This is a genomic window from Devosia sp. YR412, from assembly GCF_900110945.1.
Lineage (GTDB): Bacteria > Pseudomonadota > Alphaproteobacteria > Rhizobiales > Devosiaceae > Devosia.
In genome coordinates this window covers 404260-421786 of the sequence record NZ_FOFL01000001.1, presented here as the reverse complement: position 1 = coordinate 421786, position 17527 = coordinate 404260, and the positions used below count along the sequence as shown (strand labels likewise).

General features: G+C 64.0%; 18 protein-coding genes. 11 read left to right on the top strand and 7 right to left on the bottom strand.

The window, feature by feature from the left end; translation table 11 throughout:
* The first annotated feature begins 65 nt into the window (after positions 1-65).
* On the top strand, positions 66-1943 hold the full coding sequence (locus BM045_RS02045; protein WP_092179330.1) for an ABC transporter ATP-binding protein: 1878 nt from the start codon (positions 66-68) through the stop codon (positions 1941-1943).
* Positions 1944-2089: 146 nt separating this feature from the next.
* Here BM045_RS02045 and BM045_RS02040 read toward each other — a convergent pair whose 3' ends face one another.
* A complete protein-coding gene (locus tag BM045_RS02040; RefSeq protein ID WP_170848332.1) occupies positions 2090-3079 on the bottom strand; it encodes an acrylyl-CoA reductase family protein in 990 nt (329 codons plus the stop codon).
* Between the two features lie 121 nt (positions 3080-3200).
* Between BM045_RS02040 and BM045_RS02035 the strand changes: the two genes are divergently transcribed.
* Positions 3201-3515: an ArsR/SmtB family transcription factor gene (locus BM045_RS02035; protein WP_244522846.1), complete on the top strand. Its 315-nt coding sequence runs from the start codon at positions 3201-3203 to the stop codon at positions 3513-3515.
* 79 nt (positions 3516-3594) lie between these two features.
* Positions 3595-4659, top strand: coding sequence for a cation diffusion facilitator family transporter (locus BM045_RS02030; RefSeq protein ID WP_244522845.1), 1065 nt, complete (start codon positions 3595-3597; stop codon positions 4657-4659).
* Here the strand turns inward: BM045_RS02030 and BM045_RS02025 are convergent, their stop codons facing one another.
* Positions 4660-5910, bottom strand: a complete 1251-nt coding sequence (locus BM045_RS02025) for a D-amino acid dehydrogenase (RefSeq protein ID WP_092179328.1) — start codon at positions 5908-5910, stop codon at positions 4660-4662.
* Positions 5911-6027: 117 nt separating this feature from the next.
* On the opposite strand from BM045_RS02025, the gene BM045_RS19260 reads away from it, so the two are divergent.
* The 7 genes from BM045_RS19260 to BM045_RS01995 are packed head-to-tail and all read left to right on the top strand — an operon-like array spanning position 6028 to position 13938.
* The gene (locus BM045_RS19260) at positions 6028-6150 is read left to right on the top strand and encodes a hypothetical protein (protein WP_280139419.1); all 123 of its coding nucleotides are present in this window, start codon (positions 6028-6030) and stop codon (positions 6148-6150) included.
* Positions 6147-6239, top strand: a complete 93-nt coding sequence (gene kdpF, locus BM045_RS18825; protein WP_170848331.1) for a K(+)-transporting ATPase subunit F — start codon at positions 6147-6149, stop codon at positions 6237-6239. The genes BM045_RS19260 and kdpF overlap by 4 nt, the downstream gene beginning before the upstream one ends.
* 13 nt (positions 6240-6252) lie before the next feature.
* Positions 6253-7962 (top strand): potassium-transporting ATPase subunit KdpA, encoded by a 1710-nt coding sequence (gene kdpA / locus BM045_RS02015; protein ID WP_092179326.1) that lies wholly within the window; start codon positions 6253-6255, stop codon positions 7960-7962.
* Positions 7963-7971: 9 nt separating this feature from the next.
* The gene (gene kdpB / locus BM045_RS02010; protein ID WP_092179325.1) at positions 7972-10023 is read left to right on the top strand and encodes a potassium-transporting ATPase subunit KdpB; all 2052 of its coding nucleotides are present in this window, start codon (positions 7972-7974) and stop codon (positions 10021-10023) included.
* A 9-nt stretch (positions 10024-10032) separates the two neighbouring features.
* On the top strand, positions 10033-10599 hold the full coding sequence (gene kdpC / locus BM045_RS02005) for a potassium-transporting ATPase subunit KdpC (RefSeq protein WP_092179324.1): 567 nt from the start codon (positions 10033-10035) through the stop codon (positions 10597-10599).
* 1 nt (position 10600) lies between these two features.
* The gene (locus BM045_RS02000; protein WP_092179323.1) at positions 10601-13258 is read left to right on the top strand and encodes a sensor histidine kinase; all 2658 of its coding nucleotides are present in this window, start codon (positions 10601-10603) and stop codon (positions 13256-13258) included.
* The gene (locus BM045_RS01995; RefSeq protein WP_092179322.1) at positions 13255-13938 is read left to right on the top strand and encodes a response regulator; all 684 of its coding nucleotides are present in this window, start codon (positions 13255-13257) and stop codon (positions 13936-13938) included. Before BM045_RS02000 ends, BM045_RS01995 begins: the two co-directional genes overlap by 4 nt.
* 4 nt (positions 13939-13942) lie before the next feature.
* Here the strand turns inward: BM045_RS01995 and BM045_RS01990 are convergent, their stop codons facing one another.
* From BM045_RS01990 to BM045_RS01975, 4 genes are all read right to left on the bottom strand, one after another.
* Positions 13943-14392 carry an RrF2 family transcriptional regulator gene (locus BM045_RS01990; RefSeq protein WP_092179321.1) on the bottom strand — a complete coding sequence of 150 codons (450 nt, stop codon included), beginning with the start codon at positions 14390-14392 and terminating at the stop codon, positions 13943-13945.
* A 129-nt stretch (positions 14393-14521) separates the two neighbouring features.
* Entirely contained in the window at positions 14522-15064 is a 543-nt protein-coding gene (locus BM045_RS01985) for an RBBP9/YdeN family alpha/beta hydrolase (protein ID WP_092179320.1), read from the bottom strand.
* Positions 15065-15068: 4 nt separating this feature from the next.
* The gene (locus BM045_RS01980; protein ID WP_092179319.1) at positions 15069-15302 is read right to left on the bottom strand and encodes a hypothetical protein; all 234 of its coding nucleotides are present in this window, start codon (positions 15300-15302) and stop codon (positions 15069-15071) included.
* A 23-nt stretch (positions 15303-15325) separates the two neighbouring features.
* Complete coding sequence (locus BM045_RS01975) at positions 15326-15859, bottom strand: flavin reductase family protein (RefSeq protein ID WP_244522844.1); 534 nt, start codon at positions 15857-15859, stop codon at positions 15326-15328.
* Positions 15860-16068: 209 nt separating this feature from the next.
* Here BM045_RS01975 and BM045_RS01970 point away from each other — a divergent pair, with 209 nt between their 5' ends.
* Positions 16069-17151: an alkene reductase gene (locus tag BM045_RS01970; protein ID WP_092179317.1), complete on the top strand. Its 1083-nt coding sequence runs from the start codon at positions 16069-16071 to the stop codon at positions 17149-17151.
* On the opposite strand, the gene BM045_RS01965 is transcribed toward BM045_RS01970, so the two are convergent.
* Positions 17148-17498: a DUF3088 domain-containing protein gene (locus tag BM045_RS01965; RefSeq protein ID WP_092180780.1), complete on the bottom strand. Its 351-nt coding sequence runs from the start codon at positions 17496-17498 to the stop codon at positions 17148-17150. The genes BM045_RS01970 and BM045_RS01965 overlap by 4 nt on opposite strands.
* Positions 17499-17527 lie beyond the last annotated feature (29 nt).

Sequence of the window (17527 nt, the reverse complement as noted above, 5' to 3'; positions counted from 1 at the left end):
GATTCGGCGTGGGGGTTACGGCAAATTAAGTTTCCCCCACGCTGCCCCAGAGCTATCCTATTGCCATGACCGATCTTCCCGGGCGTCGCCCACCGCCGACCGACGACAAAGCTCCCACATTCCGCGAACGCCTCGACAACCTCCGCCATCTCGGCCGGCTGGTGGCGCAGATCTGGCGCACCAGCAAGTCGCTGACCGCCGCCAGCATCGGCCTTCGACTTGTCGCCTCGCTGCAGCCGATTGCCGTGCTGTTTGCCGCCAAGCTGATCGTCGACGAGGTGGTTCGCCTCACTGCCATCACTCCGCCGGGCCCGGCCTTTGCCGAATGGTGGGCCAGTGGGGAGCTCAACCATGTCCTGCTACTGCTCGGCCTCGAATTCGCGCTGGTGCTGGCCAATGATTTCATCGCCCGCGCCACGGGGCTGGTGGATTCCATCCTCTCCGAGCTGCATGCCAATACGGTCAGCGTCGAGCTGATGGCCCATGCGGCGCGGCTCGACCTGATGCATTTTGAATCCGCCGAATATCAGGACCGGCTGGAGCGGGCCCGCCGCCAGGCGGCAGGCCGCAATGCGCTGCTGAGCCAGATGTTCGGCCAGGCGCAGGATATCATCACTGTTATCACCTTGGCCGCCGGTCTGTTCTTCTATGCGCCCTGGCTGATCCTGCTGCTGCCGCTGAGCTTTGTACCCGCCATCTGGGGCGAGACGCGCTTCAATACGCTGGCCTATTTCATGAGCCGCTGGCGCACGCCGGAGCGGCGCGAGCTGGAATATATCCGCTATATCGGCGCCAGCGCCGAGACGGCCAAGGAACTCAAGCTGTTCGGGCTGGGCGATTTCCTGATCCGCCGCTTCAAGCAGCTGGCCCACACCATCTATCTCGAAAACCGCAGCCTTTCGACGCAACGCGCCGCCTGGGGCGCGCTGTTCTCGTCGATCTCCTCGCTGACCTATTATGGCGCCTATGGCTTCATCGTCTGGCGCACCATTACCGGCGACTTTTCCATCGGCGACCTGGCCTTCCTCTCCGGCTCGTTCCTGCGCCTCAATGGGCTGTTCCAGAAAATCCTGCTCGGCTTCACCGCCATTGCCGGCCAGTCGATGTATCTCGACGACCTGTTTTCCTTCTTCGAGATCGAGCCGACCATTCTTTCGCCGGTGAACCCGAAGCCCTTCCCCCAGCCAATCCGCCACGGCATCAGCTTCGAAAACGTCGGCTTTCGCTATCCCGATACCGAAGGCTGGGCCATTCGCCACCTGAGCTTCACGCTCAGGGCCGGCGAGACGCTGGCGCTGGTCGGCGAGAACGGCGCCGGCAAGACCACAATCGTCAAGCTGCTGACCCGGCTCTACGATCCCGATGAGGGCCGCGTGACCATTGACGGGATCGATCTCAAGGAGTTCGCCGTCGCCGACATCCACGCCCATATCGGCGTGATCTTCCAGGATTTCATCCGCTACAGCCTCTCGGCCCGCGAGAATATCGGCGTCGGCCGCATCGCGGACCAGGACGACATGACCCGTATCGGCGACGCCGCCGAGCGGAGCCTGGCCGATGCCGTGATCGCCAAGCTGCCCGATGGCTATGACCAGCAGCTCGGCCGCCTGTTCAAGAAGGGCCGCGACCTCTCGGGCGGCGAATGGCAGAAGGTCGCCATCGCCCGCGCCTATATGCGCGACGCGGATCTGATCATCCTCGATGAGCCCACCGCGGCGCTCGACGCCAAGGCAGAGTCGGAAGTGTTCTCGCGCTTCAAGAGCCTGGCCTCGGGCAAGACGGCAGTGATCATCTCGCACCGCTTTTCGACAGTGCGCATGGCCGATCGGATCCTGGTGCTGGAGAATGGCGCGATCCTCGAGTCCGGGTCGCATGAAGAATTGTTGGGGCTACGCGGGAGGTATGCAGAGCTGTTTGAGCTGCAGGCGGCTGGGTATCGATAGGTCCCAAAGAAAGAATACCCCCACCTAGCCTCCCCCTGAAAAGGGGGAGGAATCCGTCTGGTGGATTGGGCACTATGTTGCCAAAAGCTCGATCTGTTCCTCCCCCTATCAGGGGGAGGCTAGGTGGGGGTATCCAACAAGGACTCCTACCGCACCTCAACCAGCACCCTGCCCCTCACCTCCCCCGCCAAAATCCGCTTTGCCGCTTCCGGCAGGCCCTCCAGCCCGATCTCCTCGACCAGCCCCGAATACGCCTCGGCATCAAACAATTCCCCCAGCCGCTGCCAGGCCGCCACCCTTGGCGCGGTGGGCCGCATCACGCTGTCGATGCCGACCAGCGTCACGCCGCGCAGGATGAAGGGCAGTACATTGGTCGGCAGATCGGTGCCGCCTGCCATGCCGATGCTGGCGACGACGCCATCGTAATGCACCTGTTTCAGCAGCTTGCCGAGCAGCGCTCCGCCGACATTGTCCACCGCACCGGCCCAACGCGCCGCTTCCAGCGGTTTGTCCGGCTCGGCGAGGAATGCCGCCCGATCGACAATCGTCGTCGCACCCAAAGCCTTCAGCGCCTCGGCATGCTGTGGGCGCCCCGACAATGCGGCAACCTCATAGCCAAGCTTGGCCAGAAGCGAGATGGCAATGGTACCGACGCCGCCCGCCGCGCCCGTCACCAGGATCGGCCCAGCGCTCTTGCTGACGCCGGCCGCCTCCAGCCGATCCACCGCCAGCATCGCCGTCAGCCCCGCCGTGCCCAGCACCATGGCATCGCGCGCGCTCAACGTCTTGGGCAGTGGCACCAGCCAGTCGCCATTGACCCGCGCTGTTTCGGCATAACCACCCCAATGGCTCTCACCGACGCGCCAGCCAGTGAGCAAGACCTTATCGCCCTCATGAAACCGCCAGTCCTCGCTGGCGCTGACCGTGCCGGAAAAGTCGATGCCGGCGACATGGGGATAGGCTTTGATCATATTGCCGGCGCCGGTAAGGATCAGCCCGTCCTTGTAATTGAGGCCTGCCCAGTCCACCGCCACCGTCACATTGCCCTCGGGCAGGCGCCCCTCGTCCAGCGTCTGGACGGAGGAGGTAATTGTGCCGTCGGCGGCCTTTTCGGTCAGCAGGGCGCGGAAACTCATGGGCAACTCCTCGGGTGTTTTCATCAGCTTGGCATGTTGGGCGACACGGGGCCACCCTCTGGCGCAGCGGCGCAAAGCGCCTTACCTCTTGAAGCAGCTAGCCCCGCCCAGAGTTCCGCCCGTGACCACGCCCAGCGACGAACAGATCACCGTCATCGCCGAAACCTATCGCCTGCTCGGCGATCCGACCCGGCTGCGCGTGCTGCTGGCCTGCCTCGCCGAACCGATCGCGGTCGGTGATATCGCCAAGGCGGTCAATGCCTCGCCATCGCTGGTCAGCCACCACCTGCGCCTGCTGCGCGGCGCCCGGCTGGTGCGCGGCACGCGGCGCAACAAGCAGGTGTTCTACGAGACGGCCGACGCCCATGTCGCCGACATGCTGAGCGGCATGCTCGAGCACACCATGGAAGAGCATGACGAGGCCAGCAACGGCTGATCGCCGGCCGTCACGCGCATTTTTCTTGATCTGCACATATGAACATGTATTCATATGAAGGATGACGAGGAGAGACGACATGATGGGCGGCAACAAGGATCAGGGCACATTGGGGCATGGCCACCTGCATGCCGGTCACAACCATGACGAGGATGATCACGAGGGCCATGACCACGCTGGTCGCGATCATTCCGGAGATGACCATGCCGGGCACGACCATTCTGGTCACGACCACGCCGGCCATAGCCATGCGCCGACGGTCAGCGCCGGCAATGAGCGCGTGGTATTGATCGGCTTCCTCCTCACTGCCGGCTTCATGGTGGCCGAAGTCATCGCCGGCGCCTTGTCCGGCTCGCTGGCGCTGATCGCCGATGCCGGTCACATGCTGACCGATTCCGCTGCCCTGCTGCTCGCCTGGGCCGCGTTCCGCTACGGTCGCCGCGCCTCGGACAGCCAGCGCAGCTTTGGCTATATGCGGCTCGAAGTGGTCGCCGGACTGATCAATTCGGTGGCGCTGTTCGCCCTGGTCGCCTGGATCACCTATGAGGCGATCCAGCGCTTAATGCAGCCGCACGAAGTGCTGGCCGGGCCGATGTTCATTGTCGCCGTGCTCGGCCTAGTCATCAATATCGTGGTTTTTGTCGTGCTGTCGCGCGGCGACAAGGATCACGTCAATATCCGCGGCGCCATGGTGCATGTGCTGGGCGATCTGCTCGGCTCGGTCGGCGCCATTGTCGCTGCCATAGTGATCTGGCTCACCGGCTGGATGCCGATCGATCCGATCCTCTCGGTGCTGGTCTCGCTGTTGGTGCTGCGCAGCGCCTGGAAGCTGTTCCGCGGCTCGCTGCATATCCTGATGGAGGGCACACCGGGCAATGTGGTGGTCGAAGACCTCAGCAAATCGCTGGTCGCCAAGGTGGAGGGCCTCAAAGAGGTCCGTCACGTCCATGTCTGGTCGATCACTTCTGGCAAGCCGGTGGCGACGCTCGATATCCTGATTGCCGCTGGCGCCCATCCCGCCGCCGTGACCCAGGCGGTCAAGGCGGCCCTGCTCACCGACTATGGCATTACCCATTCCACCATTGAGGTGATCTGGGACGAGAATGCGCCAAGCTGCGCCCTCGCCCCGGATGCCGTGCCCTAGCTAGTAGCGGCCCGGCCCGAGATCGGAGATATCGATATCGGGCTGGCTGCCGGCGACGAGGTCGGCAGTGATGCGCGCCGAGCCGCAGGCCATGGTCCAACCCAGCGTGCCATGGCCGGAATTGATGAACAGATTGCCGAGTTTTGACGCGCCGATGATCGGCGTCCCATCGGGCGTCATCGGCCGCAACCCGGTCCAGTAGCTGGCATTCACCGTATCGCCCGATCCGGGGAACAGTTGGTTCACACAATGGGAAAGCGTTTCGCGGCGCTTTGGCGGCAGGTGGTCGGTGTAACCGGAGATTTCGGCCATGCCGCCAACGCGGATGCGGTCGCCCAGCCGGGTCACGGCAATCTTGTAAGTCTCGTCGAGCACTGTGGAAACCGGCGCCACGCTGGCATCCTTGATCGGCGCGGTAATTGAATAGCCCTTCACCGGATAGATCGGCAGGTCGACACCAACCTGCCGCGCCAGGATAGGGCTGTAGCTACCCAGTGCTAACACATAGCGATCGCCGGTCAGCAGGCCCGCACTGGTCCGCACGCCGGTCACCGCACCACCGGTCACGTCCAGACCCTCGATGCTGACGCCATAGCGGAACACCACGCCCAACTCGGCCGCCATCTCGGCAAGCCGCTTGGTGAAGATATGGCAATCGCCGGTCTCGTCGCCCGGCAGGCGCAGCCCGCCGGCAATATCGGCGGTCGAATTGGCCAGTCCCGGTTCTGCGGCGATGCAGCCGGCGCGATCCAGCACTTCATAGGAAACGCCATATTGCTCAAGGACTTCGATATCCTTGTGCGCGCCATCGACCTGTTTCTGGGTGCGAAACAGCTGCAGGGTGCCCTGCGTGCGCTCGTCATATTGAATGCCGGTATCGGCGCGCAGCGCGATCATGACGTCGCGGCTGTATTCGGCCACACGGACCATGCGCGCCTTGTTGATCGCATAGCGCGAGGCGGTGCAATTGGTCAGCATCTGGGCCACCCAGCGGACCATATAGGGGTCGAGCTTGGGCTTCACGATCAGTGGCGGGTGCCGCATCATCAGCCATTTCACGGCCTTCTGCGGAATCCCCGGACCGGCCCAGGGCGAAGCGTAGCCAGGCGAAATCTCGCCGGCATTGGCAAAGCTGGTTTCCAGCGCCACGCCGGGTTGCCGCTCGATGACCTCCACCTCATGGCCGGCCTTGGCCAGGTAATAGGCCGAAGTGACGCCGATCACGCCGCCGCCCAGAATGATGACCTTCACATGCGCCTCCGCTTCGGGTTCCGACGCCGATGATGGCGCAAAGGCGCGGGCTTGTCGCCTATCCTTATGAAATCCTTATGCGCTTTTGCCGCAATCCATATGGCAATTTGACGGGCCTTGGGTCCACTGCAAGAGCCTCAAACAACGAGGCTCCACATGCTCGACCTTGCCTATATCGCTCTGGGCGCCGGCACGCTGATCGCTCTAGCGATCTATGCCGTAGCGCTCAACCGGCTGTGAGCGCCGCCATGCTCATCATCGCTTTCCTCATCGCCCTCGCGCTGGCCGTCTACCTTGTGGTGACGCTGCTGGCGCCCGAGCGCTTCTGACTTCGGAGCCACCATGTCTTTTCCCGGCTGGTTGCAGATCGCACTGGTGCTGATCGCAACCCTCGCGCTGGTGAAGCCTCTCGGCCTCTACATGGCCAAGGTTTTTACCGGCGAACGCAATCTCCTCTCCCCCGTGCTCGGCCCTGTCGAGCGCGGCTTTTATGCCTTGGCAGGTGTCCGTACCGACAAGGAGCAGACCTGGCTCGGCTATGCCATGGGCGTGCTGCTGTTCAGCCTCACCGGCTTTGTGGTGCTCTATGCCATGCTGCGCCTGCAGCATCTGCTGCCGCTCAATCCGCAGGGCTTTGCCGGCCTGTCGCCGGACCTCGCCTTCAACACCGCGGCGAGCTTTGTCACCAATACCAATTGGCAGAGCTATGGCGGCGAAACCACGATGAGCCATCTCAGCCAGATGCTCGGCCTCACAGTGCAGAACTTCGTCTCGGCTGCCACCGGCATTGCCGTGGCCATGGCGCTGACCCGCGCCTTCGTTCGCTCCGGCGTGCATGAGCTGGGCAATTTCTGGGTCGATCTGACCCGCGCCACGCTCTACGTGCTGTTGCCCCTGGCGATCATTGTCGCCTTGGCCTTCGTCGCCATGGGCCTGCCGCAGTCGCTTGACGCCAGCTTTGTTGCCACCACGCTGGAAGGCGCGCAGCAGACCATCGCCACCGGCCCGGTCGCCACGCAGGAAGCCATCAAGCAGCTCGGCACAAATGGCGGCGGTTTCTTCAACGTCAACGCCGCGCATCCCTTCGAAAACCCGACGGCGTTCAGCAATTATCTCAACATCATCGCCATGCTGTCGGTCTCGGCGGCGCTGGTCTATGCCTTCGGCCAGATGGTCGGCTCACGTCGTCAGGGCTGGGCGCTGATTTCGGTGTCCTTCATCATGCTGGTGGTGGGTACCGGCGCCATCTATTGGGCTGAAAGCTACGGCAATCCGCTGCTGACCGCCGTCGGCGTCGACCCGGCCATGGGCAATATGGAAGGCAAGGAAGTCCGCTTCGGCCAGGCCATGTCGGCGCTTTACGCCGCCGTCACCACCGGCCTCTCCAATGGTGGCGTCAACGCCATGCATGGCTCGCTGACACCGCTCGGCGGTCTCGTGCCCATGTCCCTGATCCAGCTCGGCGAAGTGCTGCCCGGCGGCGTCGGTTCGGGTCTCTATGGCCTCCTAGTCTTCGCCATTCTCGCCGTCTTCGTGGCCGGGCTGATGGTTGGTCGCACGCCGGAATTCCTCGGCAAGAAGGTCGAGGCCCGCGAGATGAAATTCGCCATGCTGGCAGTGCTCATCCTGCCGCTGGTGATCCTTGGCTTCACCGCCGTATCCGCCGTCGCCGAATTCGGCACCAGCTCGATCCTGACGCCCGGCCCGCATGGCCTCAGCGAAATCCTCTATGCCTATACCTCGGCTGCGGGGAACAACGGCTCGGCTTTCGGTGGCCTCACCGCCAATACGCCCTGGTACAATACCACCCTGGGCATCGCCATGCTGCTCGGCCGCTTCGCTTACCTCGTGCCCGTGCTGGCCATTGCCGGCTCCCTGGTCGCCAAGCCGCGCGCCGCCGCCTCGACCGGCACTTTCCCGACCGACCGGCCGCTGTTTGTCGGCCTGTTGATCGGCATCATCATCATCCTCGGCGGGTTGCAATTCTTCCCGGCCCTGGCTCTCGGGCCGATCGTCGAGCATTTCGTCATGCTTGCCGGCCAGAGCTTCTAGGAACCTTTCATGTCCACTCAAGCCAAGATTTCCATCCTCTCGCCGGCCATCCTGCTGCCGGCCCTGCGCGACGCCGTGCTCAAGCTCGACCCTCGCCAGCTGATCCGCAATCCGGTGATCTTCGTCACCGAAGTTGTGGCCCTGCTGGTGACCGTCCTGTTCGTGCAGGACCTCGGCGGCGGCCTGGACGCCGCCTTCTCCGGACAGATCGCGCTCTGGCTCTGGTTCACCGTGCTGTTCGCCACCTTCGCAGAAGCCGTCGCCGAAGGGCGCGGCAAGGCGCAGGCGGAAAGCCTCAAGCGCGGCAAGTCGGACCTTGTCGCCAAGAAACTGCTCTTCCCCGACCAGAAGGACAATCGCGCCTGCGAAGTCATTCCGGCCACCAGCCTCAAGATCGACGACGTCGTGCTGGTGGAGGTCAACGACCTGATGCCGGGCGATGGCGAAGTCGTGGAAGGCGTGGCCTCGGTCAATGAAAGCGCCATCACTGGCGAAAGTGCTCCGGTGATCCGCGAAGCCGGCGGCGATCGCTCGGCTGTCACCGGCGGTACGCAGGTGATTTCCGACTGGCTCAAGGTGCGCATTACCACCAAGCCGGGCGAGACTTTCGTCGATCGCATGATCGCCCTGATCGAAGGCGCCAAGCGCCAGAAGACGCCCAACGAGATCGCCCTGTCGATCCTGCTCTCGGGCCTGACGCTGGTGTTCCTGGTCGCCGTGGTGACGCTCTACGGCCTCGCCGCCTATTCCGGGACTGACCTTTCTGCCGTCGTCCTCGCCGCCCTGCTGGTGACGCTGATCCCGACCACTATTGGCGGCCTGCTCTCGGCCATCGGCATTGCCGGCATGGACCGACTGATCCGCTTCAACGTCATCGCCACCTCCGGCCGTGCCGTGGAGGCGGCCGGCGACGTCGATACCCTATTGCTCGACAAAACCGGGACCATCACCTTCGGCAATCGCATGGCGTCGGAATTCCTGCCGGTGGCCGGCGTAAACGAGAAAGACCTTGCCGAAGCCGTGCTGTTCGCCAGTCTAGCCGATGAAACAGCCGAAGGCCGTTCCATCGTCGCCCTGGCCAAGTCGGACTTCGGCCTTGTCGAACCGATCATTCTCGACAATGGCACGACCTTCATTCCCTTCTCGGCCCAGACCCGCATTTCGGGCATCGACGTCGAAGGCCGCCGTATCCGCAAGGGCGCCGTCGACGCCGTGCTGAAATTCGTCGGTCTCGATAAATCCACGGCCGGTGCTGAGTTCAACAAGGCCGTCGACAGCATCGCCCGCTCGGGCGGTACGCCGCTGGCCGTGGCCGAGGCCGATCGCCTGCTTGGCGTGGTGCATCTGAAAGACGTGGTCAAACCGGGCATAAAGGAACGCTTTGCCGCCTTGCGCGCCATGGGCATCCGCACCGTCATGGTCACCGGTGACAACCCGGTCACTGCTGCGGCCATCGCCTCGGAAGCCGGGGTCGACGACTTCCTCGCCGAAGCCACGCCGGAACAGAAGCTCGAGTATATCCGCAAGGAACAGGTCGGCGGTCGGCTGATCGCCATGTGCGGCGATGGCACCAATGACGCGCCGGCTCTGGCCCAGGCCGATGTCGGCGTCGCCATGCAGTCGGGCACCCAGGCGGCGCGCGAGGCCGGCAATATGGTGGATCTGGACTCCTCGCCCACCAAGCTCATCGAGATCGTCGAGATCGGCAAGCAGATTCTGATGACTCGCGGTGCGCTCACCACCTTCTCCATCGCCAATGACGTGGCCAAATATTTCGCCATCATCCCGGCACTGTTCCTAGTGACCTATCCCGAGCTCGGCGCGCTCAACATCATGGGCCTGACCTCGCCGCAAACGGCCATTCTCTCGGCCGTCATCTTCAACGCCCTGATTATCGTGGCGCTGATCCCGCTTGCTTTGCGCGGCGTCAAATATCGTCCGGTCGGCGCTGCCGCCCTGCTTAGCCGCAACCTGCTCATCTATGGCCTGGGCGGCCTTATCGCCCCCTTCATCGGCATCAAGCTGGTGGACATGGCCGTCACCGCTCTCGGCATCATCTAGGAGGCCGCAATGCTCAACCAAATCCGCCCCGCCATCGTGCTCACAATTCTGCTCTCCGCCGTCACTGGCCTCGCCTATCCTCTCGCCATCACCGGCGCGGCGCAGGCGGCCTTTCCCGGCCAGGCCAATGGCAGCCGCATTGAGCGCGACGGCGTTCTCATTGGCTCCGACCTGATCGGGCAGAATTTCAGCACAGCCGAATATTTCTGGCCCCGCCCCTCGGCCACCGGACCCGATCCCTACAATGCCGCCGGATCCAGCGGCTCCAATATCGGTCCGACCGGCGCGGCGCTGGTCGAACGCGTGGCGGCGGCCGTCACGGCCAGCGGCGAGACATCCGTGCCGGCCGATGCCGTCACCACCTCTGGCTCGGGGCTCGATCCGCATGTGACGCCGCAATATGCGGCCATGCAGGTCGCTCGCGTCGCCACAGCGCGGGGTGTTGAGTCTTCGGTGATCGAAGCCACACTTGCCGCTGTGACGGAGCAGCCCATTCTGGGTATATTCGGGGAACCGCGCGTCAACGTGCTGCGTCTCAACCTGGCGCTGGACGAGGCCGCCCCGCTCGGAAGCTGAAATGGCACGCCCCACCGAAGACAAGAGGCCGGACCCAACGGCCCTGCTACAGCTTGCCGCGCGCGAAAGCCGTGGCAAGCTGACGGTATTTCTGGGCGCCGCGCCCGGCGTCGGCAAGACCTATGCCATGCTGGAGCGGGCGCGCGGGCTCAAGGCCAGCGGTATGGACGTGGTCATTGGCCTCATCGAAACCCATGGCCGCAGCGAAACGGCAAAGCTGGCCCAAGGCCTGGAAACCCTGCCGCGCCAGGGCGAGGACGCCGCCTATGGCGAATTCGATCTCGACGCGGCGCTGGCACGTCGCCCCGCCCTCCTGATCGTCGACGAGTTGGCGCATTCCAATGCCGCCGGATCGCGCCATCCCAAGCGGCACCAGGATATTGCCGAGCTGATCCATGCTGGCATCAATGTCTGGACCGCGCTCAATATCCAGCATCTCGAAAGCCTGTCCGACCTGGTCTCCCGCATCGCCGGCATTCCGGTGCGCGAGACCGTGCCCGATATCGTGCTCAAAAGCGCCGACGAGGTGATCCTGGTCGATCTGCCGCCGGCCGAGCTGATCACCCGCCTCAACCAGGGCAAGGTCTATCTGCCCGACAATGCGGCGCGGGCGCTGGATGGTTTTTTCAGGCCGGCGACGCTCACTGCCTTGCGCGAGCTGGCCCTGCGCCGTGCCGCCGACCGGGTCGATGACCAGATGGTGGATTTCCTGCGCCAGAGTGCGGTGGAAGGCCCGTGGGCTACCGGCGAGCGGCTGCTGGTCTGCGTCGGTCCCGATGCGCTATCGGAGAAGGTGGTGCGCGTTGCCAGCCGCCTCGCCTCCGGGCTCAACGCGCGCTGGCTGGTGGTGTCGCTTAGCCGGCCCGGTGCGGCCCTGCCCAGCGCCGAGGACGCGGCGCGGCTCGAAGAGGTGCTGCGGTTAGCCGAACGCTTTGGCGCCGAGACTCGCCACGAGGCAGCCAATGATTTCGTCGAGGCCATCCTCCGCATTGCGCGGCGCGAGCATATCACCCAGGTGGTCATCGGCCGCGCAAGCAGCCGCTGGCTGCGGCGCTCGCTGCCCGACGCGCTGTTGCGGCGGGCCGGCGGCATCGGCGTGCATGTGGTGCCCGGCGAGACTATGGACGAGGGCCGCAAGCCGCGCCGCAGCCTGACACTGCCCGAATGGGTTCTCACTATCGGCCTGCCCATGGTCTCAGTCGGTGCCACGACACTGTTCGGCCTAGGCCTAACGGCGCTGGTGGCGTTGCAAAACCTCTCCATGCTCTATCTCGCCGCCGTGCTGCTCTCGGCGGTGATCGCCGGGCGCGGTTCGGCTTTGGTCGCGGCAGCGCTCTCCTTCGCGGCCTATAATTTCTTCTTCATCGAGCCGACCGGTGCATTGACCGTGGCACAACCGCAGGAAGTGCTGTCGCTGGTAATCTTTGTGGCCGTGGCCTTTGCCGCCGGGCAATTGGCGGCGCGCCTGCGCGAACAGGCCACCCTCTCCCGCCAGCAGGCACGACAGAGCCAGGCGCTGCTGGATTTCTCCCGCAAGCTGTCACGGGCGCATGGCCAGGATAGCGTGTTCGACGCCATTGCCAGCCATCTGCACACCAGTCTCGGCCGCGCTGCCGTGGTGCTGGTGCCCGACGAGAGTGGCGAGATTGACCTGACGGCAGCCTGGCCGCCCGACCAGTCGCTCGACCCAACCGAGTTGACTGCTGCCCGTTGGGCCTATGACAAGAAGGAGCCGGCCGGCTTTTTGACCGGCACGCTGCCGCAGGTGCGCTACTTGTTCCGCCCGATCATTTCGGCCCAGCGCGTACTCGGTGTCGCCGGCCTCGTCATGGGACCAGGCGATACGCCGCTGGCCGCCGACGAAGAGCGCACCTGGACCGCCCTGCTCGACCAGGCGGCCATTGCCATGGATCGCGCCCGCCTCAACCGCGACAGCGCGCTCGCTTCAGTGGCGCGTGAGGGCGAAAAAGTGCAGGCAGCGCTGCTGTCTTCGCTATCGCATGACCTGCGCACGCCGCTGGCCTCGATCACAGGCGCTGTCACCACCCTCCGCCAGCTTGGCGAGAAAATGCCCGCTGCAACGCGCGACGACCTGCTGCTCTCCATCGAGGAAGAATCCGGCCGGCTCAACCGCTTCGTCGCCAATCTGTTCGACATGACCCGCATCGAGGCCGGTATGATGAAGGCACGGCGCGAGCCGGTTGATCTCAACCAGGTCATTGGCAGCAGCGTCGCCCGCGCCAAACGGCTGCATCCCGATCTCGTGGTCGAGACCAGCCTGGCCGAAATCCTGCCCAAGGCCGTGGGCGATGCGGTGCTGCTGGAACAGGTGCTGTTCAATCTGCTCGACAATGCCCGCAAATATGGTGGGGTCGACCAGCCGGTGTCGATCTTTGCCAAGGCCGAGGACGGTTATGCCAGTCTGTCCGTCACCGACCAGGGCAGAGGCATTCCCGAGGACGACCTCGAAAAGATCTTCGAAAAATTCTATCGTCGCGCCAAGGGCGACGGGCGTCCGGCCGGCACCGGCCTCGGTCTCTCGATTGCCCGTGGGTTGATGGTCGCCATGGGTGGGACGATCAAGGCAACGAGCCCGGCCATGCGCAAACGCGGCACGCGCTTCACACTGCGCCTGCCGCTGGCGGCAAAGGAAAACTGATGTTGCAGCGCATTCTCGTCGTCGATGACGAACCGCAGATCCAGCGCTTCCTGAAGCCAGCGCTGACCGCCGCCGGCTTCGATGTCGAAACCGCCGCCACAGCCGCCGACGCCAAGCGTCTTGCGGCCACCCGTGCCCCCGCCCTGATCGTTCTCGATCTCGGCCTACCCGATGGCGATGGCAAGACGGTGATCGAAACAGTGCGGGCCTTTTCGGCCGTGCCGATCATCGTACTCTCGGCCCGCGACCAAGAGATCGAAAAGATCGCCGCGCTCGACCTCGGCGCCAATGACTATGTCGAAAAGCCCTTCGGCATTGGCGAATTGCTTGCCCGCATCCGCGTCGCACTGCGCCAGGCCGAGCCCGGCCCGGCGGCCGCGCCAATCCGCCACTTCGGCGCCATCACGCTGGATCACGAGCACCGCCGCGTACTGGTCGACAATGCCCAGGTCCATCTGACGCCCAAGGAGTTCGACCTGTTCGAACTGCTCGCCGCCAATGCCAACAAGGTGGTAACCCATCGCCAGGCGCTGAGCCAGATCTGGGGCCCGGCGCATCAGGACGATGCGCAATATCTGCGCGTGGTGATCGGCCAATTGCGCGCCAAGGTGGAAGCCGACCCGAAACTGCCGCGCCATATCCTCACCGAAGCCGGCGTAGGCTATCGGCTGGTCGACTGAGTTTTCAGGCGGTCATTGCATCCACGGACAGCGCTTCGGCACCGCCCATGGCGCGCATCTGCGTCAGACTGGTATTGTCCAGCACGTCGGCAATGGCATTGCGCACATCCAGCATCAGGTGGCGGATCTGGCAGGTCGCCTCATCGCAATCGGTGCAGGGCTGATAGCGCGTCTTGCTGGCGCAGGGAATCGGCGCCAGGGGGCCATCGAGCACGCGCACCACATGGCCGATCTTGATCTCGTCGGCCGGCCGCGCCAGCGCATAGCCGCCGGTCTTGCCCTTGCGGCTCTGCACGAAGCCGGCATTGCGCAATTCGGCCAGGATGGCGTCGAGGAACTTCTTGGGAATATTGTTGGCCGTGGCCACTTCGCCGACAAAGGCCAGCTGGCCGGGCGGAAGCTCCGACAAAGCCGCAAGGGCCTTGAGGCCGTATTTGCCTTTTTTGGTGAGCATGACGCTGCGCGATCCTGGATGTCCGCCCATGTTAGGCAGACCTGTCCCGAATGCAAATAATGTCTAGAAATATTCTAAACAAGAGCAGATTTTGCCAAGGCCGCCATTCACCAAGGCATGGACGCCCGCTCAGTGCAGCTGATGCTCGACGCGCGAAGCCAGCTGATAACCGTCAACCCAGCGGCCGAAACCGCTTTGCACATTGATATGGCCGACATTTCCGAGGTCGTGCAGCCGGCTGCCCCAGGCCTGCGCGAGGGTTTCGAGCTTGCCATAGGGCATATAGGGATCGTCGTGGCTGGCCACGACAATCGAGGGAAACGGCAGCACATCCTGCGGCATGGCGCCAAACTCATAGGTTCGCTGGTGCCGGACCGATGTGCGGTTGATATCGGCCGGTGCCACCAGCAGCGCCCCCGCAATCAAGGATGCCGCCCGGCTGCGCGCCAGCTTGGCGACGAGAATCGCGCCCAGGCTATGCGCCACGATCAGGCTACCGGGGCGCGCCAAGATAGCTCGTTCCAGCACGGCGCTCCAATGCCGCTCATCCGGATTTGACCAGTCGGCCTGTTCGACCAGGACGGCGTCGCGCTGGTCACGCTGCCACCAGTGCTGCCAATGGCCGGCGCCAGAGCCATGCAGTCCCGGCACGATGAGCACGGGGCGGCTCATGGGATCAGGGCGTGTACCGGCTGACGAAAGCGTAAGGCCGCGATACGGCGGCTTCGAGCGGATCGGGCTCCCAGAATTTGCCGTTGAGATAGCAGGCATCCTGCTCGGCCCGGGTCAGCGGCACGGCGCCAACGGCAACCTCCGGTGAACCACCAAAGAAACCAGCCTTGTGCGGCGCTTCGTCCGTCGCGCTGCGCTTGCCGAAATCTGGTGCGAAAATTCCGAAGAAATGGACCATGGTTCAACTCCACTGCTGAAGGATCAGAGACCGGCGAGATTTTGGTAGTCGCCGCGCCAGTAGAGAAGTGGCGAGACGTCTGGGTCGGTTTCGACCGTGCGGACGCGGCCGAGCACGATGGCGTGGGAATGGCGTTCGATGATTTCGTCGATGTCGCAGTCGATCACCGACACAGCGCCGCTCAGGCCGAGCGTGCCGCTGCCGAGGCGATCCCACTCCCAGCCGACATAGCGGTCATTGCCCTTGATGCCGCCGCGCCCGGCAAAGCGATCGGCCACATCAGACTGGCCCTCTGCCAGGATGTTGACGGCAAAGGAGCGCGCTTCGAGCAAAGCCTGCCAGGATGAGGAATTGCGGTTGAGGCTGACCAGGATGGTCGGCGGCTCGACCGAATAGGAAGAGACCGAAGTGGCGGTAAAACCAGTGCGCGACTGCCCGGTACCGATGGTGATGACATTGACCGCGCCGGCCAGACGGCCCATGGCGTGCTTGAAGGCGGGAACATCGGCACTAGGCTGGTGGCTGGGCATGTAACTGGCGAGATCTATAATCGACACGGATGGCCTCCTGGTCACGATCGACATGCAGGGCTTCACGACTGGATTGAGCCTAGATGGCGCGCGACGAACGTGGGAGAGCCTGAGCGAGCACAGTTTTTTCAAGTTTTGCTATGGCCGAGCATTTATATCTACCAGTTCTGTAGACTTAACGGTTTCGCGCATTAGGATCGCGCGCATCTACACTCTGCCCCGAGTTCATTCGCACCATGACCGCACCCTCCCAGCCGCTATTTGACCCATTCACCCTGGGGCCGCTCGACCTACCCAATCGCTTGGTGATGGCGCCGATGACGCGTCGCCGTGCTGCAGACGGCAAGCTGCCCACGGCATTAATGGCGCAATATTACGCCCAGCGTGCCAGCGCCGGGTTGATCGTCAGCGAATCTATCGAGGTCGACCCGCTTAGCGGGCTGACGGCCCCGACCCGGCCGGGTCTGTTCAATGGGAAACAGCAGAGCGCCTGGCGCCAGGTCACCGATGCAGTGCATGCCGCCGGCGGCCGCATCTTTGCCCAGCTGTCGCATATGGGCCGCGGCGCGCATTCGAGCCAGCTGGAATCCGGTGGCCGGGTGGTCGGCCCGTCCGCCATTGCCGCTACGGGCAGCATTTACACCGCCACTGTTCCGCTACCCTATGAAGTGCCGCATGCGCTGAGCGAGGACGAGATTGCGGCGATCGTCGCGCAATATGGCGAGGCCGCGCGCCTGGCCAAAGACGCCGGCTTCGATGGCGTCGAACTGCATGGCGCAAATGGCTATCTGATCGACCAGTTCCTGCGCGATGCCAGCAATCAGCGCGACGATCGCTATGGCGGCAGTGCCGAGCGGCGGGCCCGCTTCCTGCTCGATATCATCGCTGCCGCCAAGGCGCATTGGCCGGGCCAGAAGATCGGCGTGCGCGTTTCCCCGACCAATAATTTCCAGGGCATGAGCGACAGCGATCCCGTCGCCCATTATGGCGTCATCGCTACCCTGCTCGATCGCGAGGGCCTGGCCTATCTGCATCTGGTCGAACCGGCTACCCAGCCCGAAGGCTTGCCGCAGGTGGCGCCGACCATCCGCCAAGCCTTCACGGGCCCGCTGATCCTCGCCGCCAAATATGATCTCGTCTCCGCCCAGGCAGTGCTGGCCGAGGGCCGTGCCGATCTCGTGGCCTTTGGCGAATTGTTCCTCGCCAATCCCGATCTGCCGGAGCGCCTCAAGCGCGGCGCCCCGCTCAACCCGGCCGACAAGGCGACCTTCTATACCGAAGGCGAGCGGGGCTATACCGACTATCCCTTCCTCGTCTAGCTGAGGAATTTGTGCGGCTTGGGAAAGCCGTGCCGTTCAGCAAGCAGCGTCAGGATGCGATTGGTGTCCTGCAGATAGGCCGTCTCGCCATGACGCTTGGCGTCGTCGGGTGGTGCATCGCCGAACACCAGCAGCGGCAGGCCCTGATTGTCCTCGCCGACCACCGCAATCACCGCCGCGCGCGGACGTGGAAAGGCGACGCGCTCGATGTCGAGCTTTGTGGCCAGGTCGGGAAAGCTCGCCAGCAGGCCCTCGATCTGGTTGCAGAACGGGCAGACGAAGGGACCGTCATCGCGGTTGGGATCGGTGAAACCGGGCGTGATCAGATAGAGCTTGTCCTTGGCCATCATGGCGTCCTTTTTGAATAGAAAAGCAG